Below are 22,254 nucleotides of genomic sequence, written 5' to 3' on the forward strand. Positions count from 1 at the left end.
TCTTGTAAAAACCTTAAACTTGAAACTCAAAAACTATTTTAGTCTCTAATTAACGGAAGTGTTGAACATCTTAATAATCCTTCTTGTTTTGCAATTTCGGCATACGGAATTTCTTCAACCGTAAAACCATTTGCACGAAGCCAGTTATTTAAGCGTGTGAAATTTTTCTCCGAAACCACAACATTTTTATCAATTGAAAACACATTTGAAAACATATTATACATTTCATTTCTTTCGATATGAAACAAATTTTCTTTTCCAAAAAGATTCACTAGATATAAATAATCAGCTTCTTCACGAAAACCTCTTTTGTAGATAATTCCTTTATTTTCTCCAACTGGCTGAAAACAACAATCTAAGTGCAATGCATTATCTCTAGCTTCTAGTTTAGATTTAACCAGATCAAATTCTTTTACAATTTTGTTTGGAAATAACTCTTTAATATAATTAACCCCATGCATGTTAGTCCTTGCGGTTATATAATCTTTATAATCACTTCCTTTGTAAGTTCCTATAAAAATATGATCATTCCAAAGCATAACATCGCCTCCTTCAATATGAACTTCTTCAGGCGGACGAACAACTTTTAGAGGTTCAATTTGATCTATTACATATTGAATTGCGTCTAGTTCACGTTCACGATCAGGCAGTATATTTGATTTTACAAAAACATCATCAATTACAAATCCAATATCTCGAGCAAAAATCTGATTGTAGTTCTCAATCATTTCCGGGCGATAGACTTTAACGTCATACTTTTGAAAAACAGAATTAAAAGCTTCCATTTCAACAACCATGTCTTTTTCGATCGGATAGGTTCCTGCTTTAATATGTTCCAATGACTTAGGGTCATAAGCTTCCTCTAAGGTTGGAGTTGGCCCATTATGAACGGCTGAACCCAAAACTACAGCCCGCAGTCTTGACGTTTCGTTCTTTACATTTAATTGCAACATAACTTTATTATATTTTGAGCAAAGATAAAAAAAGCTTCACATGTAAGTGAAGCTTTCTATTTTTTATTTGTTAGGCTTAAATTCTCTTAACGGATGCCCTGTGTAAATTTGTCTTGGTCTTCCAATTGGCTCTTTGTTTTCACGCATTTCTTTCCATTGTGCGATCCATCCTGGCAATCTTCCGATAGCAAACATTACTGTAAACATATCTGTTGGAATTCCTAACGCTCTGTAAATAATTCCTGAGTAGAAATCAACGTTTGGATATAAGTTTCTTGATTTGAAGTATTCGTCTTCAAGAGCTGCTGTTTCTAATTTTCTAGCAATATCTAAAATTGGATCTTCAACACCTAAAGTTTCTAAAACTTCTTTAGCCGCTTTTTTGATGATTTTTGCTCTTGGATCAAAGTTTTTATAAACTCTGTGTCCGAATCCCATTAAACGGAATGGATCATTTTTATCTTTAGCTTTAGCCAAGAATTTATCAGTATCTCCACCATCTTTGTTGATTTCTTCCAACATTTCAAGAACAGCCTGATTTGCTCCTCCATGAAGAGGTCCCCAAAGAGCAGAAACTCCAGAAGAGATTGAAGCAAATAATCCAGCGTGAGATGAACCAACCATTCTTACTGTTGAAGTTGAACAGTTTTGTTCGTGATCTGCGTGAAGAATAAATAATTTATCCAATGCATCAACAACAACAGGATTTGCTTTGTAAGGTCCTGTTGGCAATTGAAACATCAACTGCATAAAGTTCTCAACATATCCTTTTGTATTGTCATAATAGTTCAATGGATATCCCATTGATTTTCTGTATGTCCAAGTTGCAATAACTAAAAATTTAGCCATTGTTTTGCAAATTGCCTCATACATTTCTTTTTCGTTATCCACATTCACTGCTTTTGGGTTGAAAGCAGTTAAAGCGCTTGTCAAAGCTGACAAAACACCCATTGGATGCGCAGTTTTTGGAAAACCGTCAATGATATTTTTCATTTCTTCGTTAACTAACGAATGTTTTTTAATACCATTTTCAAAGTTTTCTAATTCTGCAGCTGTTGGCAGTTCTCCAAAAATCAAAAGATAAGACACCTCTAAAAAACTAGCCTTTTCAGCTAAATCTTCAATTGAATATCCTCTGTAACGTAAGATTCCTAATTCTCCGTCTAAGAAAGTAATTTCACTTGTACAAGATCCTGAGTTTTTATAACCCGGGTCGATTGTAATAATACCTGTTAAATCACGTAATTTGTTAATATCGATAGCTGATTCATTTTCGCTCCCTGTGATAACCGGAAGTTCAATTTTTTTACCATCTACTTCTAATGTAGCTATTTTTGACATAATATAATCGGGAATAATTCTATAAAATAATAATTTATCAAATCTAAGGAATTTAAGACTAACTAAAAAAAGAATCCTGCTATGAATTTGTTAAAACTCCAAAAAAAAACCATTCGTTAACACGAATGGTTTCTTTTCAATATATAACTCTTACAATTATTTGATCTTGAAAGCGTTTAAACCAGGAAAATAAGCAGTACTTCCAAGTTCTTCTTCAATTCTTAATAATTGGTTGTATTTAGCCATACGATCAGAACGTGAAGCAGAACCAGTTTTGATTTGCCCACAGTTTAAAGCCACAGCTAAATCTGCAATTGTATTATCTTCAGTTTCTCCAGAACGGTGAGACATTACAGATGTATACCCAGCATTTTTAGCCATATTTACAGCTGCAATAGTTTCTGTCAAAGTACCAATTTGGTTTACTTTTACTAAAATTGAATTAGCAATACCTTTTTCGATACCAGTTGACAAACGTTCAACATTAGTAACGAATAAATCATCTCCAACTAATTGTACTTTATTTCCAATTTTCTCAGTCAAGTATTTCCATCCATTCCAATCGTCTTCGTACATACCGTCTTCGATAGAAATAATTGGATATTTAGCAGCAAGTTCAGCTAAATAATCCGCTTGCTCTTCAGATGTTCTGATTTTTCCAGTTTCTCCTTCAAATTTAGTGTAATCATATTTACCGTTTACATAAAACTCAGAAGCCGCACAGTCAAGCGCAATCATAATTTCGTCACCGAAAGTATATCCTGCTTTCTCAACTGCTAATTTAATAGTATCTAAAGCATCTTCAGTACCACCAGCTAAGTTTGGAGCAAAACCTCCTTCATCACCTACAGCCGTACTTAAACCTCTATCGTGTAATACTTTTTTCAAGCTGTGAAAAATTTCAGTCCCCATTTGCATAGCATGTGTAAAAGAAGTAGCTTTTACAGGGAAAATCATAAATTCTTGAAATGCGATAGGCGCATCAGAGTGAGAACCACCGTTGATGATGTTCATCATCGGAACTGGCAATGTGTTAGCAGAAACACCACCTACATATCTGTACAATGGCAATCCAAGTTCGTTAGCAGCAGCTTTTGCAGCAGCTAAAGAAACACCTAAAATAGCATTAGCTCCTAGTTTAGATTTATTTGGAGTTCCATCTAAATCAATCATTAATTGGTCAATTGTGTTTTGTTCGAAAACAGAAGTTCCAACTAATTCTTCAGCAATAACAGTATTTACATTGTTCACTGCATTCAAAACACCTTTACCTAGATAAGCTTTACCTCCATCACGTAATTCAACAGCTTCGTGCTCTCCAGTTGATGCTCCAGAAGGAACAGCAGCTCTACCTAAAACTCCATTTTCAGTTACTACATCAACTTCAATAGTAGGATTACCTCTAGAATCAAGAATTTGTCTTGCGTGAACTTTAATTATAATACTCATTATTTTTGTTTTTTATTAATAAATTATATTTTTTTTTCGAAATTATAAAAATATTTAATACTAAAAACGCAATCTAGACATTAAACACCTTTATTTATTAACTACATCGTTTTAGAGGTAGCCAGTTTTATATTCTCAACAAATTGATCAAATAAATAAGATGAATCATGTGGTCCCGGGCTTGCCTCTGGGTGATATTGCACTGAAAAACAATTCTTATTTTTCATTCTCATTCCGGCAACAGTACCATCATTTAAATGCACATGGGTAATCTCCAATTCTGGATGATTTTCCAATTGTTCTTTCTTAACCGCAAATCCATGATTCTGAGAAGTAATCTCTCCTTTACCAGTTAAAATATTTTTAACAGGATGATTAATTCCTCGGTGTCCGTTAAACATTTTATAAGTTTCAATACCATTGGCAAGGCCAATTACTTGATGTCCTAAACAAATTCCGAATAAAGGTCTATCCTCAGCAAGAATTTTCTTTGCAACTTCAATTGCTCCAAATAAAGGATCCGGATCTCCAGGCCCGTTTGACAAGAAAAATCCATCTGGATTAAACGAATTTAAATCCTCATAAGTTGAGTTATATGGAAAAACTTTAATATAGCAATCTCTCTTGGCAAGATTTCTTAAAATATTCTTTTTAATTCCAAGGTCAAGTGCAGAAATTTTATAAGTTGCATTTTCATCTCCAACAAAATATGGTTCAGTTGTAGACACTTTAGACGCAAGTTCTAGACCTTCCATATTTGGAACATCTGCTAATTCCTTTTTCAAATCTTCAATTGAAGTACCATCTGTACAAATTACAGCATTCATTGCTCCATTGTCACGAATATAACTTACAAGAGCTCTTGTATCAACATCAGAAATACAAATCAGGTTTTGCTTGGTAAAGTAATCTTCCAAACTTCCAGAAGCACCTTCTCTTGAATAATTAAAGCTAAAGTTTTTACAAACCAAACCTGCAATTTTAATGCTGTCTGATTCTACTTCTAAATCATTAACACCATAATTACCAATATGCGGATTAGTCGCAACCATAATTTGACCAAAATAAGAAGGATCTGTAAAAATCTCCTGATATCCGGTCATTCCAGTATTAAAACAAACCTCACCAAAAGTTTTACCGCTAATACCGATAGACTTTCCGTGAAAAATAGTTCCATCACTTAGTAATAAAATGGCGCTTTGTCGTGTTGTGTATTTCATTCTTTAATTTGTATTGTTTTTTAATTGTGTATGAAACTTGAAAAGCTTCATTTGTAATTAGATATTTTGCAAATTTACTTCTTTAAAAGAGCTCTTCCAAGATTTTTTAAAACTTTCATTCGTAAAAATAAAACCTAGCATTTTAAATAAGTTACATTTTTAAAGGTTTCAAAAAAATCAAAAAAAAAAGGATAAACTAACAATTAGTTTATCCTTGATTTTTATAGAATCATTACTTTCATAATTATTCAGAAGCTTCTGTAGTCGTTTCTGATTCAGCAGCTGGAGCTTCAGGAGCAGTTCCTTCAGCTTTTTTTGCTTTACCACCACGACGGCTTTTAGCTTTTTTAACTTCTTTTTTACCTCCGTTGTAAAGTTCATTGAAGTCAACAAGTTCGATCATCGCCATATCAGCGTTATCTCCCAAACGATTTCCAACTTTAATGATACGAGTGTATCCACCTGGACGGTCACCAACTTTAGCAGCTACATCTCTGAACAAGTCAGTTACAGCATATTTGCTACGTAAGTAAGCAAAAACAATACGACGGTTGTGAGTCGTATCTTCTTTTGATTTAGTGATTAAAGGCTCAACGAATTGTTTAAGCGCTTTAGCTTTAGCAACAGTAGTGTTAATACGTTTGTGCTCAATAAGAGAACAAGCCATATTAGCCAACATAGCTTTTCTATGTCCAGTCTGTCTGCTTAAGTGGTTGAATTTTTTTCCGTGTCTCATGACGTGTTTTTTTTATCTTCATCTTGCTACAATCCACTATGGAGAGCAAAATATGAAGTAAATTATTCTTTATCTAATTTGTATTTAGCTAAATCCATTCCGAAAGTCAAATTTTTAACTGCAACAAGTTCATCAAGTTCAGTTAAAGATTTTTTACCGAAATTACGGAATTTCATTAGGTCATTTTTATTGAACGATACTAAATCACCAAGTGTATCAACTTCAGCCGCTTTCAAGCAATTTAATGCTCTTACAGATAAATCCATATCAACAAGCTTAGTTTTAAGCAATTGTCTCATATGCAATGACTCTTCATCATACGATTCTGTTTGTGCAATTTCGTCAGCCTCAAGTGTAATTCTTTCATCAGAAAACAACATGAAATGGTGAATTAAAACTTTAGCAGCTTCAGTAAGAGCATCTTTAGGATTAATAGATCCATCAGTTTTGATTTCAAAAACTAATTTTTCGTAATCTGTTTTTTGCTCTACACGGAAATTTTCGATTGCATATTTTACATTTTTTACCGGAGTAAAAATAGAATCTGTAAAAATCGTTCCAATTGCAGCATTCTGTTTTTTGTTCTCTTCAGCAGGAACGTATCCTCTACCTTTTTCGATCGTTAAATCGAAGTTCAATTTGATTTTAGAATCTAAATTACAGATAACAAGGTCTGGATTCAAAACTTGGAAACCTGAAATAAATTTTTGAAAATCACCTGCCGTTAGCTGATCTTTACCAGAAACAGAAATAGTAACTGCTTCATTATCAATATCTTCAATTTGACGTTTGAAACGAACTTGTTTTAGATTAAGGATAATTTCGGTAACATCTTCAACAACACCTGAAATAGTAGAAAACTCATGATCTACACCTTCGATACGAACAGATGTAATTGCATAACCTTCTAACGCTGAAAGCAAAACTCTTCTAAGTGCATTACCAACTGTCAATCCGTAACCAGGTTCCAAAGGTCTAAATTCAAATTTACCTTCAAAATCGGTTGAATCGATCATGATAACTTTATCGGGCTTTTGAAAATTAAATATTGCCATAAATTTCGACTAAGTCAATTATTATTTGTTGTACAACTCTACGATTAATTGTTCTTTAATGTTTTCTGGAATTTGAAGTCTTGCAGGTACAGAAACGAAAGTTCCTTCTTTAAGATCATTGTTCCAAGTAATCCATTCATAAACATGACTTGAATTTGATAAAGAACGTTCGATAGCTTCTAAAGATTTAGATTTTTCACGAACTGCAACTTTATCACCAGGTTTAAGGTGGTAAGAAGGAATATTTACAACTTCACCATTTACAGTAACGTGTCTGTGAGATACGATTTGACGCGCACCTCTTCTAGAAGGAGCGATACCCATTCTAAAAACTACGTTATCCAATCTTGCTTCGCATAATTGTAATAAAACTTCACCAGTAACTCCTTTAGTAGCTGATGCTTTTTCGAATAAATTTCTGAATTGTTTTTCTAAAATTCCGTAAGAATATTTAGCTTTTTGCTTTTCCATTAACTGAACAGCGTACTCAGATTTTTTTCCTCTTTTTTTAGCCATCCCGTGTTGTCCAGGTGGGTAATTTCTTTTTTCGAAAGATTTATCATCTCCGAAAATTGCTTCGCCAAATTTACGGGCGATTCTTGTGCTAGGACCAGTATATCTTGCCATTTTAAATTGTTTAAGATAGAGATTATGAATTCAGGTCTTATCCTTCGATAATCTATGTTCTATCTAGGTTATACTATAATAATTTTGAGTATTAAACTCTACGTCTTTTCGGAGGACGACATCCGTTGTGAGGCATTGGAGTAACATCGATAATTTCAGTAACTTCAATTCCACCGTTATGAATAGAACGGATAGCAGACTCACGTCCGTTTCCTGGTCCTTTTACATAAACTTTTACTTTTTTAAGTCCTGCTTCAAGAGCTACTTTACTACAATCTTCTGCTGCCATTTGAGCTGCATACGGAGTGTTCTTTTTAGAACCTCTGAAACCCATTTTACCAGCTGAAGACCAAGAAATAACTTCACCTTTCTTATTAGTCAAAGAAATGATAATATTGTTGAAAGTCGCAGAAATATGAGCTTCACCCGTTGATTCAACGATAACTTTACGTTTTTTTGCAGTTGCTTTAGCCATATTACTTATTATTTAGTTGCTTTTTTCTTGTTAGCAACAGTTTTTCTTTTACCTTTTCTTGTTCTAGAGTTGTTTTTAGTTCTTTGTCCTCTTAATGGAAGACCAGATCTATGACGGATACCTCTGTAACAACCAATATCCATTAAACGTTTGATGTTCAAAGAAACTTCAGAACGTAATTCTCCTTCAATTTTGTAAAATGAAACTGCATCACGAATTGCTCCGATCTCATCATCATTCCAATCTTGAACTTTTTTATCTTGGCTAACTTGAGCTTTTTCTAAAATCTCAATAGCTCTACTTTTTCCTAATCCGAAGATGTAGGTAAGTGCGATAACACCTCTTTTGTTTTTTGGGATATCTACCCCTGCTATTCTTGCCATAATTATCCTTGTCTTTGTTTAAATCTAGGATTCTTTTTGTTTATTACGTACAGTCTCCCTTTTCTACGCACGATAATGCACTCGGCACTTCTCTTTTTTACTGATGCTCTAACTTTCATAGTAATTATCCTTTAATATCGATAAGTAATTCTTGCTTTTGACAAATCATAAGGACTCATTTCTAGTTTCACTTTATCACCAGGTAATAATTTGATGTAATGCATACGCATTTTACCAGAAATATGAGCAATTACAATATGTCCATTTTCTAACTCTACACGGAACATCGCATTTGACAATGCTTCAATGATTGATCCGTCTTGTTCTATTGCTGATTGTTTTGCCATAAATATATTAAGCTACTGCTTTTCTATTTTTACCAGTCTTCATTAAACCATCATAATGTTTGTTTAACAAATATGAATTGATTTGCTGAATGGTATCTATTGCAACTCCAACCATAATTATTAATGAGGTACCTCCAAAAAACATTGCCCAAGCATCTGTTACCCCAATAACACTAACTACAATAGCTGGGAACACAGCAATCAAAGCAAGGAATAAAGAACCTGGAAAAGTTATTAAAGACATCACTTTATCAAGGAAGTCTGAAGTTTCAGCACCAGGACGAACCCCAGGAATAAAACCACCACTTCTTTTCAAGTCATCAGCCATTTTGTTAGTCGGCACAGTGATTGCAGTATAAAAGAATGTAAACACAATAATTAAAGTTGCGAATAATAAATTATACCAAAAACCAAACATGTCTTTAAATACTACAAGAATGGATTGTGATGTTTCTGACTGAGATAACCCAGCTACAGCTGCAGGTATAAACATAATTGCCTGAGCAAAAATAATTGGCATAACCCCAGCAGCATTTAGCTTCAAAGGAATCCATTGTCTATTACCACCTGCTAAATCTTGCTCATAATCACCAGTAGTCGTACGACGAGCGTACTGAACAGGAATTCTACGTACTGCCATTGTAAGCAATACACAAGAAATAATCACTAATAACCACAAAATAATTTCAATAACTAACAACATTGGTCCTCCATTGTTATTGGTAACTCTCGTAGTAAACTCTTGAATAAAAGCTTGCGGTAAACGAGCTAAGATACCAACCATAATTAATAATGAAATTCCATTTCCAATACCTTTATCAGTAATTTTTTCACCAAGCCACATAGCAAAAATTGTACCAGTAACTAAAATGATTACAGAAGAGAATAAAAACTCAGGTGAGTTAAAGCCTAGTAGAAAAGCACTGCCAGGCAATGTTCTGTATAGATTGTAGATATAGGTTGGACCTTGAACCAATGTAATAGCAATAGTTAACCAACGTGTAATTTGATTAATCTTTTTTCTACCACTCTCTCCATCATTTTGAAGTTTTTGCAAATAAGGAATAGCAATTCCCATTAACTGAACAACAATAGATGCAGAAATATAAGGCATAATACCTAAAGCAAAAACTGAAGCTTTAGAGAAAGCACCTCCTGTAAACATGTCTAAGACAGAACCTAAACCTTGTTTAGTTTGCCCTGCTAAACCTGTTAATTGAGTTGCATCAACTCCAGGAAGGGTAACGTGTGCTCCAAAACGATATACTAAAAGTAATCCTAAAGTAATTAGAATTCTATTCTTTAGTTCTTCGATTTTCCAAACATTGCTAATTGATTCAATAAATTTCTTCATACAATAGAAAAATTATATTGTTACAGCCTCTCCACCAGCAGCTTCAATAGCAGCTTTTGCAGTAGCAGTAAATTTGTGAGCAGTTACTTTTAATTTTGCTTTCAACTCTCCTCTACCTAAAATCTTAACGATTTCATTTTTGGTAGCTAGACGATTTGCAACAAATTCTGTCATAGAAACAGAATCAGTAACCAAACCATTGTCTACTAATAATTGAAGCGTATCTAAATTAACACCTTCGTATTCTTTACGATTGATGTTTGTGAAACCAAACTTAGGTACACGTCTTTGAAGCGGCATTTGCCCTCCTTCAAAACCAATCTTTTTTGAATAACCAGAACGAGATTTTGCTCCTTTGTGACCTCTTGCAGCAGTGCCACCTTTTCCAGAACCTTCTCCTCTACCTAATCTTTTATTTTGATTGTGCGTTGATCCTTCAGCTGGTTGTAAGTTACTTAAATTCATAACAGTATTTGTTATTTAGCTTCTTCAACAGAAACTAAGTGTTTAACTTTGTTTATCATACCAAGGATAGCAGGATTTGAATCATGCTCTACAACTTGTCCCATTTTACGTAGACCTAAAGCTTCCAAACCTCTTTTTTGAGAAAGAGGACAGTTGATTTTGCTTCTTACTTGTTTTACTAATAATTTAGCCATAATTTCCTTGAATTAACCTTTAAAAACTTTTTCTAAAGAAACACCTCTTTGTTTTGCAACAGTATGAGCGCTTCTCATTTGTAATAAAGCATCAAAAGTTGCTTTCACTACGTTATGAGGATTTGATGATCCTTGAGATTTAGATAATACGTCGTGAATACCTACTGATTCAAGAACTGAACGAACAGCTCCACCAGCAATAACTCCTGTACCATGAGAAGCAGGAATTAAGAATACACGTGCACCACCAAATTTACCTTTTTGTTCGTGAGGAACTGACTGACCATTCAAAGGAATTTTTACTAAATTTTTCTTTGCATCTTCTACTGCTTTCGCAATTGCTTCAGAAACGTCTTTAGATTTTCCTAATCCGTGACCAACTACTCCATTTTCATCACCTACAACTACAATAGCAGAAAAACCGAAAGCTCTACCACCTTTTGTAACTTTAGTAACACGATTAACACTAACTAGACGATCTTTAAGTTCAAGACCACTAGGTTTTACCAATTCTACATTTTTGTATTTAGACATAATATATTAGAATTTAAGTCCAGCGGCTCTTGCGCCTTCTGCTAATGATTTAATACGACCGTGATATAAATATCCACCTCTATCAAAAGTGATGGTATCAATCCCAGCTTTTAACGCTTTTTCTGCAACTAATTTTCCAACAGCAGCAGCTACTTCAACGTTAGTACCTTTTCCTATTTCTTTTTCTCTAGAAGATGCAGCTAATATAGTAACTCCATTTACATCATCAATGATTTGAGCGTAAATTTCTTTATTACTTCTAAAAACAGAAAGTCTTGGTCTTGCAGCAGAACCACTAACCGATTTTCTAATTCTGAATTTAATTCTCTGTCTTCTTTCAGATTTTGTTAATGACATAATCTTATTTTTTAAGCTGATTTACCTGCTTTTCTTCTTAATACTTCACCCACAAATTTAACACCTTTTCCTTTATATGGCTCTGGCTTACGGAAACCTCTGATTTTCGCAGCAACTTGACCTAAAAGTTGTTTATCAAATGATGTTAATTTTACGATAGGGTTCTTACCTTTTTCAGATATTGTTTCTAAAGCTACTTCTGGAGCAATTTCTAAAACAATATTGTGAGAATATCCAAGAGCTAAATCTAATTTTTGACCTTGGTTTGAAGCTCTATAACCAACTCCAACTAATTCTAGTTCTTTTGTAAAACCTTCAGATACACCAACAACCATATTACTGATCAAAGATCTGAATAATCCGTGTTTTGCTCTATGGTCTTTATGATCAGACGATCTTTCTACTAAAACTTGATCGCCTTCAACAGTTACATTTACGTCCGAAAACTCCTGAACTAGTTGACCTTTTTTTCCTTTTACTGTAATAATACCGTCTTTAACTTCAACAGTTACACCAGCAGGGATTACAATTGGGCTTTTACCTATTCTTGACATCTTATCTAGTGTTTAAAATTAGTATACGTAACAAATTACTTCACCACCTACATTTAATTGCTTAGCTTGTTTTCCTGTCATCAAACCTTTTGATGTAGAAACAATAGCAATTCCTAATCCGTTAAGGATTCTAGGTAATTTGGCAGCACCCGCGTACTTACGTAAACCAGGTTTACTAATTCTTTGGATATCTTTGATTACAGGCTCTTTAGTATCTTTATCATACTTCAAAGCAATTTTGATAGAACCTTGTACAGTGTTCTGTTCAAATTTGTAACTTAAGATATAACCTTGATCAAATAAGATCTTAGTTATTTCTTTTTTAAGATTAGAAGCTGGAATTTCAACAACTTTGTGGTTTGCAGCCACAGCGTTACGAACTCTAGTCAAATAATCTGCAATAGGATCTGTATACATATGTATTTGATTGCGATTATGGTTTTCGGGAGACACTCGTCCCCCGAACCTTTAATCAATTAAAAATTATTTTTTGGTTTGCAAAAGTAATAACTTATTGCGAGATTACCAAGACGCTTTTTTAACTCCTGGAATTAATCCATTATTAGCCATTTCACGGAAAGTTACACGTGAAATACCAAATTGACGAATATAACCTCTAGGTCTACCTGTTAATTTACAACGATTGTGTAAACGAACTGGTGAAGCATTTTTAGGTAATTTTTGTAAGCCTTCATAATCTCCAGCTTCTAATAAAGCTTTTCTTTTTTCAGCATACTTAGCTACCGTTTTCTCTCTTTTCACCTCACGGGCTTTCATTGATTCTTTAGCCATGTCTTAATTCTTTTTAAAAGGTAATCCTAATTCAGCCAATAATGACTTTGCTTCCTTGTCTGTTTTTGCAGTAGTAACAAATGTAATATCCATTCCTGAAATTTTGTTTACTTTGTCAATATCAATTTCAGGGAAAATGATTTGCTCTAAAACTCCAAGATTGTAGTTACCTCTTCCGTCGAAACCAGTAGCTTTAATACCACCAAAATCTCTAACGCGTGGTAAAGCAGAAGTAATAAGTCTATCTAAAAACTCATACATTCTTTCACCACGTAAAGTTACTTTTGCTCCAATAGGCATCCCTTTTCTTAATTTGAAAGACGCAACGTCTTTCTTAGAAATTGTAGATACTGCTTTTTGTCCAGTGATCTTTGTCAACTCATCAACTGCATAGTCAATAAGTTTTTTATCAGATACAGCTGCACCAACTCCACGGCTCAAAACGATTTTTTCAAGTTTAGGAACTTGCATTACGTTTGTATATCCGAACTCTTCTTTAAGAGCAGAGATTACTCTACTCTTATATTCTTCTTTTAGTCTAGGTGTATATGCCATTACTATAGTACTTGATTAGATTTTTTTGAAAATCTTACTTTCTTATCTCCTTCTACTCTAATACCTACTCTAGTTGTTTCCTTAGTTTTAGGATCAATTAGAGAAATGTTAGAAATTTGAATAGAAGCCTCTTTCTTAACGATACCACCTTGAGGGTTTTTAGCACTTGGTTTTGTATGTTTCGAAACCATGTTTACACCTTCAACTATCGCTTTATTTTTCTCACGGTAAACACGCAGAACTTTACCTTCAGCACCTTTATGGTCTCCAGCAATAACTCTTACGATATCTCCTGATTTTATTTTTAGCTTTATCATCTTAAAACGAATTAAAGCACTTCTGGTGCTAATGATACAATTTTCATGAATTGTTTTTCACGAAGTTCTCTTGCTACCGGACCAAAAACACGAGTCCCTCTCATTTCACCTGCAGCGTTCAAAAGAACACATGCATTGTCATCGAAACGGATATAAGAACCATCAGCTCTTCTCACTTCTTTTTTGGTACGTACAACAACTGCAGTTGAAACAGCTCCTTTTTTAACGTTTCCGTTTGGAGTTGCATCTTTAATAGATACTACAATCTTGTCACCAACAGAGGCATACCTTCTTTTGGTACCTCCTAAAACACGGATAGTTAAAACTTCCTTAGCTCCCGTGTTATCTGCTACTTTTAGTCTTGATTCCTGTTGTACCATAATTATTTAGCTCTTTCTAAGATTTCAACTAATCTCCAACATTTTGTTTTACTTAAAGGACGCGTTTCGCTAATTCTTACAGTATCTCCAATGTTACAGTCGTTTGTTTCGTCGTGTGCAACATATTTCTTTGTTTTCAACACGAACTTACCGTATAATGGGTGTTTTACTTTTCTTACTTCAGCAATAACAATAGATTTATCCATTTTATTTGAAGTAACAACACCTATTCTTTCTTTTCTTAAATTTCTTTTTTCTTCCATCTTTCAGCAGAATACAATTATTGTAACTCTCTTTTAGTTAACTCTGTAGCTAATCTTGCAACTGTTCTTCTAACACTTCTAATTTGAAGTGGGTTAGCAATTGGAGAAATAGCATGAGCCATTTTTAGGTCAGCATATACTTTCTTAGTTTGACTAAGCTTTTCTTGCAACTCCGCTGCAGAAAGATCTTTTATTTCTGATTGTTTCATAATAAATATAAATTATGCTTCGAAATCTCTAGCAACGACGAATTTAGTTTTTACTGGAAGTTTCTGAGCCGCAAGACGTAAAGCCTCTTTTGCAACTGACAATGGAACTCCTCCAACTTCAAACATAATTCTTCCTGGTTTAACAACAGCAGCCCAATACTCAACTGCTCCTTTACCTTTACCCATACGTACTTCAAGAGGTTTCTTAGTGATAGGTTTGTCTGGAAATATTTTAATCCATAATTGTCCCTCTCTCTTCATGTAACGAGTTGCAGCGATACGTGCAGCTTCGATTTGACGAGAAGTTAAGAACATTCCATCTTCATGTACAGATTTAATACCAAACATTCCATTAGAAAGTTCATGCCCTCTTTGAGAGTTACCTTTCATCTTACCTTTTTGTACCTTACGGTATTTTGTTCTTTTAGGCTGTAACATTTTTCTTTAGTTTAAAAATTTACTTTCTTTTACGAGCGTCTGGTTTACCACCTTTGTTAAAAGGTTTTCTATCTCCTCTTGGAGAATCTCCACCTTTACCACCACCAGTTCCAGATTGTTTTTTATCCATTCCTGCAAGTGGAGAAAGATCTCTCTTTCCGTAAACCTCACCTTTCATGATCCATACTTTGATACCCATTCTACCGTAAGTAGTATGAGCTTCAGCCAAAGCATAATCAATATCAGCTCTGAAAGTTGATAGAGGAATTCTACCTTCTTTGAAACCTTCTGAACGCGCCATCTCAGCACCATTCAAACGACCAGAAATCAAAACTTTGATACCTTCAGCGTTCATACGCATAGAAGCAGCAATAGCCATTTTGATTGCACGTCTGTAAGAAATACGGCTTTCGATTTGACGAGCGATGCTTGTCGCCACAAGATAAGCATCTAACTCAGGTCTTTTAATTTCAAAGATGTTAATTTGAACCTCTTTGTCAGTAACTTTCTTAAGTTCCTCTTTTAACTTGTCTACCTCTTGTCCACCTTTTCCGATAATGATACCAGGTCTAGCAGTAGTGATAGTAACGGTTACAAGTTTCAAAGTTCTCTCGATGATTACTTTTGATACACTAGCTTTTGATAAACGAGCATGGATATACTTTCTGATTTTGTGATCTTCGGCTAATTTATCACCGTAATCATTTCCACCATACCAGTTTGAGTCCCATCCTCTGATGATACCAAGTCTATTTCCAATTGGATTTGTCTTTTGTCCCATGCTGCTTAAGAATTGCTTTGTGTGTTATTGATAGCTCCAAGCACGATTGTTACGTGATTAGAACGTTTTCTGATTCTGTGTGCACGACCTTGTGGAGCTGGACGAAGTCTTTTCAACATCATTCCACCATCTACTCTGATCTCTTTAACAAATAATCCAGCTTCTTCTAAATTACCTTCACTATTTTTTTGCTCCCAGTTGTTGATTGCAGATAACAATAGTTTTTCTAATTTTCTTGAAGCTTCTTTAGAACTGAATCTTAAAATGTTAAGTGCTCTTTCTACCTTCTGACCTCTTACCAAGTCCGCTACTAAGCGCATTTTTCTAGGTGAAGTAGGGCAGTTATTCAATTTTGCGAAAGCAATAGACTTATTAGCCTCTTTTCTCGCATCTGCTGTTTCTCTTTTACGAACTCCCATTGCTTCTTATTTTTTACCTTTATTTTTTGCTCCAGCATGACCTCTAAAAGATCTAGTTGGTGAAAACTCTCCTAATTTGTGACCTACCATGTTTTCTGTTACGTAAACTGGTACAAATTGACGACCGTTATGAACTGCGATAGTTTGTCCAACGAAATCCGGAGTAATCATTGAAGCTCTAGACCAAGTCTTTACAACTGCATTTTTACCACTTTCTACGTTTTCTTGAACTTTCTTGTCTAATTTATAATGAACGAAAGGTCCTTTTTTTAATGAACGTGCCATATCTTATTATTTCTTTCTACGTTCTACGATATACTTGTTACTCGGGTTTTTCTTAGAACGAGTTCTGTAACCTTTAGCTGGCAATCCGTTTCTTGAACGTGGGTGCCCTCCAGAAGAACGTCCTTCACCACCTCCCATAGGGTGATCAACTGGGTTCATCGCTACTGGTCTAGTTCTAGGTCTTCTTCCTAACCATCTTGTTCTACCTGCTTTTCCAGATACAACTAATTGGTGGTCAGAATTAGAAACAGCTCCAATTGTAGCCGAGCAAGTTAACAAGATTAATCTTGTTTCACCAGATGGCATTTTAATTGTTGCATATTTCCCGTCTCTCGCCATTAACTGAGCAAAAGTTCCAGCTGAACGAGCAATAACTGCTCCTTGTCCTGGACGTAACTCAATACAAGATATAACAGTTCCAAGAGGAATTCTGCTTAAAGGCAATGTATTACCAATTTCAGGTTGAGATTCTGGACCAGAAACTAATTTCTGACCAACTTTCAATCCGTTTTGAGCAATTACATAAGTTTTCTCTCCATCAGCATAAGCTAATAAAGCGATAAATGCAGTACGATTTGGATCGTATTCGATTGATTTCACTGTAGCTGGAATTCCATCTTTAGTTCTTTTGAAATCAATAATACGATATCTCTGCTTGTGACCACCACCCGTATAACGCATGGTCATCTTTCCTTGACTATTTCTACCTCCAGAGTTTTTTATCGGCGCTATCAAAGAGCGTTCCGGCTTATCAGTTGTAATGGCGTCATAACCATTCACAACTCTAAATCGCTGACCTGGGGTAATAGGTTTTAATTTTCTTACTGACATTTTTCTATCTTAGATATTGTTGTAAAAATCAATTGTTTCTCCTTCTTGTACTTGAACAATTGCTTTTTTGATTGCATTTGTCTTTCCACTGATTAAACCACTTTTAGTGTATTTAGTAGATCTATCCGGTCTCACATTCATTGTATTAACTGAAACGATAGTTACTCCATAAGCAGCCTCAACAGCTTTCTTAATTTGAACTTTGTTCGCTTTTTTGTCAACAACGAATCCAAAACGGTTTAGAACTTCACTTTCTTTGGTTACTTTTTCCGTTACTATAGGTCTGATAATGATGCTCATATTCCTATTATTTACTTAAATTTTCTTCAATTAACTCTAAAGAACCTTCCAAAAGCACTAAATTATTAGCGTTTAATATTGCGTAAGTGCTTAATTCTGAGCTAGTTACAACATTAGAAGCCTTTAAATTACGTGACGACAAATATACGTTTTTATTTGACTCACCCAATACAAATAGAGATTTTTTATTTTCTAACCCTAAAGCTTTCAAAACGTTAATGAAATTTTTAGTGTTTGGCGCTTCAAAATTAAAGTCTTCAAGAACAACAATATTTGCTTCTTTTGCTTTGATTGAGAAAGCTGATTTTCTAGCCAATCTTTTTAAGTTTTTATTCAATTTGAATGAATAACTTCTTGGTCTTGGTCCGAAAACTGTTCCACCACCTTTAAACAAAGGATTCTTAACACTTCCTGCACGAGCAGTACCAGTTCCTTTTTGTTTTTTAATCTTACGCGTACTTCCAGTTACTTCAGCTCTTTCTTTAGCCTTGTGAGTACCTTGTCTTTGATTAGCAAGATATTGCTTAACATCAAGATATACTGCGTGATTGTTTGGTTCAATTGCGAATACTGAATCAGAAAGTTGAACTTTTCTTCCAGTATCTTTTCCGTTGAAATCTAATACTTTTACTTCCATTACTTCTGAATGATTACGTAAGAGTTTTTGTGCCCAGGAATACACCCTTTAACAACAAGTAGGTTCTTTTCAGCCACTACTTTTAAAACTCTAAGGTTTTGAACTTTTACATTTTCTCCTCCCATTCTTCCAGCCATACGCATTCCTTTGAATACTCTAGATGGATAAGAAGAAGCTCCTACAGAACCTGGCGCTCTTAAACGGTTGTGCTGACCATGAGTAGCTTGTCCAACCCCACCAAAACCGTGACGTTTAACAACACCCTGAAAACCTTTACCTTTAGATACACCTTGTACATCTACAAATTCTCCTTCTTCAAAAATAGAAACATCAATAAGATCTCCTAATTTTTGTTCAGTTGCAAAATCTTGGAATTCAACGACTTTTTTCTTAGCAACAGTTCCAGCTTTTTTAAAGTGACCTAAAGCCGCTTTAGTGGAATGTTTCTCGTTTTTGTCATCGAAACCAAGTTGCAACGCTTCGTACCCGTCAACACCTTTGGTTCTGACTTGGGTAACAACGCATGGACCAGCTTCGATTACTGTACAAGGAATGTTTTTCCCGTTTTCATCGAAAATACTTGTCATGCCGATTTTCTTACCAATTAACCCAGACATAAATATTAATTATTAATTACTAAAATTCCCTTCAATTTGAAAATAACAGAAATTTCCAAACAGGGAGTGCAAAAGTAGACATTAAAATTGAATATACCAAACGGTTACAAAAATTAAATCACTCATAATCAAAATCCAAGCTCCAAAATGACACCAAAAACAACTTTGCATATCTCAAAATTTGAAACTTTCTTTTTAATCTTTAGACAATTCAGACTTAACAATTACTTAATAAAATTGAAATAAAAAACTTTCGCACCTCCTTAAAACAAAGGGATTTACACAAATTCAAAAGACCATAAAAATCATGAAACATTTAAAAAATCAGTGAATCTAAATCATCTTTTAAAAACAAAAAAAGCGAGACATTTCTGTCTCGCTTTTTATATGAAAAAAATATAAAAAATTATACTTTTATCTCTACTTCTACTCCACTTGGCAATTCAAGTTTCATTAAAGCATCAATAGTTTTAGATGAAGATGAATAAATATCAATCAATCTCTTGTATGACATTACTTCAAATTGCTCTCTCGCTTTTTTGTTAACGTGCGGAGAACGTAATACAGTGAAAAGTTTTTTGTGAGTTGGCAACGGAATTGGACCTGTTACAACTGCTCCAGTAGTTTTTACTGTTTTTACGATCTTTTCAGCAGATTTATCTACCAACATGTGATCGTAAGATTTTAGTTTTATTCTGATTTTTTGACTCATTTTCTTAAGAATTAAGCGTTACCTTTTGCTTTTTTAATTACCGCTTCTGAAATATTAGAAGGCGTTTCTGCATAGTGAGAAAACTCCATTGTTGAAGTTGCTCTACCAGAAGATAATGTTCTTAATGTTGTTACATAACCAAACATTTCTGATAAAGGCACGTCAGCCTTGATAGTTTTAGCTCCATTTCTGTCACCCATATCATTAACCTGACCTCTACGACGGTTCAAGTCACCTACGATATCACCCATATTTTCTTCTGGAGTAATAACTTCGATTTTCATGATTGGCTCAAGAATAACAGCTCCAGCAGCACGTCCAGACTCTTTATAACCCATTCTTGCAGCTAACTCAAAAGATAATGCATCAGAATCCACAGGGTGGAAAGATCCATCAGTTAAAGTCACTTTCAAACTATCCACAGCATATCCTGCTAATGGACCAGTTTTCATAGCCTCTCTAAATCCTTTTTCAACAGCAGGGATATATTCTTTAGGAACGTTACCACCTTTTACAGCATTGATAAATTGTAATCCAACTGGAACTTTACCATCAACTTCATCAGCAGGCTCAATTGTAAATACGATATCACCGAATTTACCACGACCTCCAGATTGTTTCTTGTAAGTCTCTCTATGTGTTGCAGATCTTGTAAACGCTTCTTTGTACTCAACTTGAGGCTCACCTTGATTCACTTCAACTTTAAACTCACGTTTCATACGATCTACTAAGATATCTAAGTGAAGCTCACCCATACCTGAAATAATAGTTTGACCAGAAGCCTCATCAGTTCTAACTGTAAATGTTGGATCTTCTTCAGCTAATTTAGCTAAAGCCATACCCATTTTATCAACGTCAGCTTTTGTTTTTGGCTCAATAGCAATACCAATTACAGGATCTGGGAATTTCATAGACTCCAAGATAATTGGATTCTTTTCATCACAAAGAGTATCTCCTGTTTTGATATCTTTAAATCCAACAGCAGCACCAATATCCCCAGCCTCAATAAATTCGATTGGATTTTGTTTATTAGCATGCATTTGGTAGATACGAGAAATTCTTTCTTTATTACCAGAACGAGTATTCAAAACGTAAGAACCAGCATCTAAACGTCCAGAGTAAGCACGAAAGAAAGCTAAACGACCTACGAATGGGTCAGTAGCGATTTTAAATGCTAAAGCCGCGAATGGCTCTTTAACATCTGGCTTACGCAAGATTTTAGTTTGATCTTCTTCTAATAAATCAGCATCATCAGGGTGAATTCCTTCGATACCTTCTTTATCTAATGGAGATGGCAAATACTTACAAACCGCATCCAACATAAATTGAACACCTTTGTTTTTGAAAGACGAACCAGCAAGCATTGGGATAATTGCCATATCAATAGTAGCAGCTCTTAATGCATTGTTGATTTCTTCCTCTGTAATAGAGTTTTCATCCTCCATGTATTTATCCAAAAGATTCTCGTCGTAAGTAGCAATCTCTTCGATAAGGATAGAACGATATTGTCTAACCTCGTCTACCATATCAGCAGGAATATCAACGATATCAAAAGTAGCTCCTTGAGTTTCATCATGCCATACAATAGCTTGATTTTTAACTAAGTCAACAATACCTTTAAAATCTGCTTCATCACCAATAGGCAAAGTAATTGCAACCGCATTCGATTTCAACATATCTTTAACCTGTCCGCATACTCCTAAAAAGTTAGCACCTTGACGGTCCATTTTGTTTACGAATCCCATACGAGGAACTCTATATTGATCAGCAAGTCTCCAGTTAGTTTCTGACTGTGGTTCAACACCATCAACAGCACTAAACAAGAAAACCAAACCATCAAGTACACGTAAAGAACGGTTTACCTCTACAGTAAAATCAACGTGTCCAGGAGTATCAATAATATTAAAGTGATAAGGCAATGATTCCGGAAGAGTCTTACCTTGCTCAGTTGGAAAATTCCAAGTACAAGTTGTAGCAGCAGAAGTAATTGTAATACCTCTTTCTTGCTCTTGCGCCATCCAGTCCATTGTTGCAGCACCATCGTGCACCTCACCAATTTTGTGTGACTTTCCAGTATAAAAAAGAATACGCTCAGTTGTTGTTGTTTTACCAGCATCAATGTGAGCAGCAATCCCGATATTTCTTGTATATTTTAAATCTCTAGCCATTTCTTACGAATTAAAATCTAAAATGAGAGAATGCTTTGTTAGCCTCTGCCATTTTGTGAGTATCCATTCTTTTCTTAACCGCAGCACCTTCTTCTTTAGCAGCAGCTAAACATTCTGACGCTAAACGTTGTGCCATAGATTTTTCATTTCTTCTTCTTGAATAAAGTATTAACCACTTCATTGCCATAGAAATTTTTCTGTCTGGACGAATCTGCATTGGAATTTGGAATGTAGCTCCACCAACTCTACGGCTACGTACTTCTACGTGAGGCATAACGTTTGTTAAAGCATCTTTCCAGATCTCTAATGAAGTCTTCTCATCATTTTGCTTTTTAGTTTCAATGATGTCAATTGCATCATAAAATACTTTAAAAGCTGTAGATTTCTTACCATCCCACATTAAGTTATTCACAAAACGTGTTACTAATTGGTCGTTAAACCTTGGATCCGGTAAAAGTGGTCTTTTCTTTGCCGCTCTTTTTCTCATGTCTTTTTCTTAAAAGTTT

35 protein-coding genes are annotated in these 22,254 nt (G+C 34.7%); all 35 read right to left on the bottom strand.

All coding sequences use genetic code 11. The features are described 5' to 3' along the window. Window positions 1-38: 38 nt before the first annotated feature. Window positions 39-953 (bottom strand): dimethylarginine dimethylaminohydrolase family protein, encoded by a 915-nt coding sequence (locus tag GQ47_RS15980; RefSeq protein WP_035650437.1) that lies wholly within the window; start codon window positions 951-953, stop codon window positions 39-41. 63 nt (window positions 954-1,016) lie between these two features. Further along, on the bottom strand, window positions 1,017-2,294 hold the full coding sequence (locus GQ47_RS15985) for a citrate synthase (RefSeq protein WP_035650438.1): 1,278 nt from the start codon (window positions 2,292-2,294) through the stop codon (window positions 1,017-1,019). Window positions 2,295-2,450: 156 nt separating this feature from the next. Beyond that, window positions 2,451-3,743, bottom strand: a complete 1,293-nt coding sequence (eno, locus tag GQ47_RS15990) for a phosphopyruvate hydratase (RefSeq protein ID WP_035650440.1) — start codon at window positions 3,741-3,743, stop codon at window positions 2,451-2,453. Window positions 3,744-3,844: 101 nt separating this feature from the next. Further along, window positions 3,845-4,963: a glutamine-hydrolyzing carbamoyl-phosphate synthase small subunit gene (gene carA / locus GQ47_RS15995; RefSeq protein ID WP_035650443.1), complete on the bottom strand. Its 1,119-nt coding sequence runs from the start codon at window positions 4,961-4,963 to the stop codon at window positions 3,845-3,847. Window positions 4,964-5,207: 244 nt separating this feature from the next. After that, the gene (gene rplQ / locus GQ47_RS16000; protein ID WP_026727865.1) at window positions 5,208-5,699 is read right to left on the bottom strand and encodes a 50S ribosomal protein L17; all 492 of its coding nucleotides are present in this window, start codon (window positions 5,697-5,699) and stop codon (window positions 5,208-5,210) included. Between the two features lie 62 nt (window positions 5,700-5,761). Further along, a complete protein-coding gene (locus GQ47_RS16005; RefSeq protein WP_026109818.1) occupies window positions 5,762-6,754 on the bottom strand; it encodes a DNA-directed RNA polymerase subunit alpha in 993 nt (330 codons plus the stop codon). 21 nt (window positions 6,755-6,775) lie between these two features. Next, window positions 6,776-7,381 carry a 30S ribosomal protein S4 gene (rpsD, locus tag GQ47_RS16010; protein WP_035619621.1) on the bottom strand — a complete coding sequence of 202 codons (606 nt, stop codon included), beginning with the start codon at window positions 7,379-7,381 and terminating at the stop codon, window positions 6,776-6,778. A 91-nt stretch (window positions 7,382-7,472) separates the two neighbouring features. After that, the gene (gene rpsK / locus GQ47_RS16015; RefSeq protein ID WP_007803677.1) at window positions 7,473-7,856 is read right to left on the bottom strand and encodes a 30S ribosomal protein S11; all 384 of its coding nucleotides are present in this window, start codon (window positions 7,854-7,856) and stop codon (window positions 7,473-7,475) included. 8 nt (window positions 7,857-7,864) lie between these two features. After that, window positions 7,865-8,239, bottom strand: coding sequence for a 30S ribosomal protein S13 (gene rpsM / locus GQ47_RS16020; protein WP_012022478.1), 375 nt, complete (start codon window positions 8,237-8,239; stop codon window positions 7,865-7,867). 2 nt (window positions 8,240-8,241) lie between these two features. Beyond that, window positions 8,242-8,358 carry a type B 50S ribosomal protein L36 gene (gene ykgO, locus GQ47_RS23220; protein ID WP_002987490.1) on the bottom strand — a complete coding sequence of 39 codons (117 nt, stop codon included), beginning with the start codon at window positions 8,356-8,358 and terminating at the stop codon, window positions 8,242-8,244. 12 nt (window positions 8,359-8,370) lie between these two features. Beyond that, window positions 8,371-8,586 (bottom strand): translation initiation factor IF-1, encoded by a 216-nt coding sequence (infA, locus tag GQ47_RS16025; RefSeq protein WP_007136545.1) that lies wholly within the window; start codon window positions 8,584-8,586, stop codon window positions 8,371-8,373. A gap of 7 nt (window positions 8,587-8,593) precedes the next feature. Further along, window positions 8,594-9,940 carry a preprotein translocase subunit SecY gene (gene secY / locus GQ47_RS16030; RefSeq protein WP_035650446.1) on the bottom strand — a complete coding sequence of 449 codons (1,347 nt, stop codon included), beginning with the start codon at window positions 9,938-9,940 and terminating at the stop codon, window positions 8,594-8,596. A gap of 12 nt (window positions 9,941-9,952) precedes the next feature. Further along, entirely contained in the window at window positions 9,953-10,405 is a 453-nt protein-coding gene (gene rplO / locus GQ47_RS16035; RefSeq protein ID WP_035650448.1) for a 50S ribosomal protein L15, read from the bottom strand. Window positions 10,406-10,416: 11 nt separating this feature from the next. Then, window positions 10,417-10,599 carry a 50S ribosomal protein L30 gene (gene rpmD / locus GQ47_RS16040; RefSeq protein WP_017495010.1) on the bottom strand — a complete coding sequence of 61 codons (183 nt, stop codon included), beginning with the start codon at window positions 10,597-10,599 and terminating at the stop codon, window positions 10,417-10,419. 12 nt (window positions 10,600-10,611) lie between these two features. Further along, window positions 10,612-11,136, bottom strand: a complete 525-nt coding sequence (gene rpsE / locus GQ47_RS16045; RefSeq protein ID WP_085950926.1) for a 30S ribosomal protein S5 — start codon at window positions 11,134-11,136, stop codon at window positions 10,612-10,614. Between the two features lie 3 nt (window positions 11,137-11,139). Continuing rightward, complete coding sequence (rplR, locus tag GQ47_RS16050) at window positions 11,140-11,490, bottom strand: 50S ribosomal protein L18 (RefSeq protein WP_035650451.1); 351 nt, start codon at window positions 11,488-11,490, stop codon at window positions 11,140-11,142. Between the two features lie 11 nt (window positions 11,491-11,501). Further along, window positions 11,502-12,044 carry a 50S ribosomal protein L6 gene (gene rplF / locus GQ47_RS16055; RefSeq protein WP_035650454.1) on the bottom strand — a complete coding sequence of 181 codons (543 nt, stop codon included), beginning with the start codon at window positions 12,042-12,044 and terminating at the stop codon, window positions 11,502-11,504. Window positions 12,045-12,062: 18 nt separating this feature from the next. Further along, window positions 12,063-12,461, bottom strand: a complete 399-nt coding sequence (rpsH, locus tag GQ47_RS16060) for a 30S ribosomal protein S8 (protein ID WP_008464306.1) — start codon at window positions 12,459-12,461, stop codon at window positions 12,063-12,065. A 105-nt stretch (window positions 12,462-12,566) separates the two neighbouring features. Next, complete coding sequence (gene rpsN / locus GQ47_RS16065) at window positions 12,567-12,836, bottom strand: 30S ribosomal protein S14 (protein ID WP_031456037.1); 270 nt, start codon at window positions 12,834-12,836, stop codon at window positions 12,567-12,569. A gap of 3 nt (window positions 12,837-12,839) precedes the next feature. Next, a complete protein-coding gene (rplE, locus tag GQ47_RS16070; RefSeq protein ID WP_012022484.1) occupies window positions 12,840-13,391 on the bottom strand; it encodes a 50S ribosomal protein L5 in 552 nt (183 codons plus the stop codon). Window positions 13,392-13,393: 2 nt separating this feature from the next. Further along, entirely contained in the window at window positions 13,394-13,708 is a 315-nt protein-coding gene (gene rplX, locus GQ47_RS16075; protein WP_007803650.1) for a 50S ribosomal protein L24, read from the bottom strand. A gap of 11 nt (window positions 13,709-13,719) precedes the next feature. After that, a complete protein-coding gene (gene rplN, locus GQ47_RS16080; protein WP_007803649.1) occupies window positions 13,720-14,088 on the bottom strand; it encodes a 50S ribosomal protein L14 in 369 nt (122 codons plus the stop codon). 2 nt (window positions 14,089-14,090) lie between these two features. Then, window positions 14,091-14,351, bottom strand: coding sequence for a 30S ribosomal protein S17 (gene rpsQ, locus GQ47_RS16085; protein ID WP_007803646.1), 261 nt, complete (start codon window positions 14,349-14,351; stop codon window positions 14,091-14,093). Window positions 14,352-14,368: 17 nt separating this feature from the next. Further along, window positions 14,369-14,560, bottom strand: a complete 192-nt coding sequence (gene rpmC / locus GQ47_RS16090; RefSeq protein ID WP_008464297.1) for a 50S ribosomal protein L29 — start codon at window positions 14,558-14,560, stop codon at window positions 14,369-14,371. Between the two features lie 12 nt (window positions 14,561-14,572). After that, entirely contained in the window at window positions 14,573-14,998 is a 426-nt protein-coding gene (gene rplP, locus GQ47_RS16095; protein ID WP_017495016.1) for a 50S ribosomal protein L16, read from the bottom strand. Window positions 14,999-15,017: 19 nt separating this feature from the next. Further along, complete coding sequence (gene rpsC / locus GQ47_RS16100) at window positions 15,018-15,779, bottom strand: 30S ribosomal protein S3 (RefSeq protein ID WP_007803635.1); 762 nt, start codon at window positions 15,777-15,779, stop codon at window positions 15,018-15,020. Window positions 15,780-15,784: 5 nt separating this feature from the next. Beyond that, window positions 15,785-16,198, bottom strand: coding sequence for a 50S ribosomal protein L22 (gene rplV, locus GQ47_RS16105; RefSeq protein WP_007803631.1), 414 nt, complete (start codon window positions 16,196-16,198; stop codon window positions 15,785-15,787). 6 nt (window positions 16,199-16,204) lie between these two features. Next, window positions 16,205-16,483, bottom strand: coding sequence for a 30S ribosomal protein S19 (gene rpsS / locus GQ47_RS16110; RefSeq protein WP_008464288.1), 279 nt, complete (start codon window positions 16,481-16,483; stop codon window positions 16,205-16,207). A 6-nt stretch (window positions 16,484-16,489) separates the two neighbouring features. After that, window positions 16,490-17,314: a 50S ribosomal protein L2 gene (gene rplB / locus GQ47_RS16115; RefSeq protein WP_035650459.1), complete on the bottom strand. Its 825-nt coding sequence runs from the start codon at window positions 17,312-17,314 to the stop codon at window positions 16,490-16,492. Between the two features lie 9 nt (window positions 17,315-17,323). Next, window positions 17,324-17,614, bottom strand: a complete 291-nt coding sequence (gene rplW, locus GQ47_RS16120; protein ID WP_012022489.1) for a 50S ribosomal protein L23 — start codon at window positions 17,612-17,614, stop codon at window positions 17,324-17,326. A gap of 7 nt (window positions 17,615-17,621) precedes the next feature. Then, window positions 17,622-18,251 carry a 50S ribosomal protein L4 gene (gene rplD, locus GQ47_RS16125; RefSeq protein ID WP_035650461.1) on the bottom strand — a complete coding sequence of 210 codons (630 nt, stop codon included), beginning with the start codon at window positions 18,249-18,251 and terminating at the stop codon, window positions 17,622-17,624. Further along, window positions 18,251-18,868, bottom strand: coding sequence for a 50S ribosomal protein L3 (gene rplC / locus GQ47_RS16130; RefSeq protein ID WP_035650463.1), 618 nt, complete (start codon window positions 18,866-18,868; stop codon window positions 18,251-18,253). Before rplC ends, rplD begins: the two co-directional genes overlap by 1 nt. A 406-nt stretch (window positions 18,869-19,274) precedes the next feature. Beyond that, window positions 19,275-19,580 carry a 30S ribosomal protein S10 gene (gene rpsJ / locus GQ47_RS16135; RefSeq protein ID WP_007803605.1) on the bottom strand — a complete coding sequence of 102 codons (306 nt, stop codon included), beginning with the start codon at window positions 19,578-19,580 and terminating at the stop codon, window positions 19,275-19,277. Window positions 19,581-19,591: 11 nt separating this feature from the next. Beyond that, a complete protein-coding gene (gene fusA / locus GQ47_RS16140) occupies window positions 19,592-21,748 on the bottom strand; it encodes an elongation factor G (RefSeq protein WP_035650464.1) in 2,157 nt (718 codons plus the stop codon). Between the two features lie 10 nt (window positions 21,749-21,758). Beyond that, window positions 21,759-22,235 (bottom strand): 30S ribosomal protein S7, encoded by a 477-nt coding sequence (rpsG, locus tag GQ47_RS16145; RefSeq protein ID WP_026727879.1) that lies wholly within the window; start codon window positions 22,233-22,235, stop codon window positions 21,759-21,761. Window positions 22,236-22,254: the final 19 nt, after the last annotated feature.

The sequence above is a fragment of the Flavobacterium sp. ASV13 genome, assembly GCF_000745775.1.
Taxonomy (GTDB): domain Bacteria; phylum Bacteroidota; class Bacteroidia; order Flavobacteriales; family Flavobacteriaceae; genus Flavobacterium.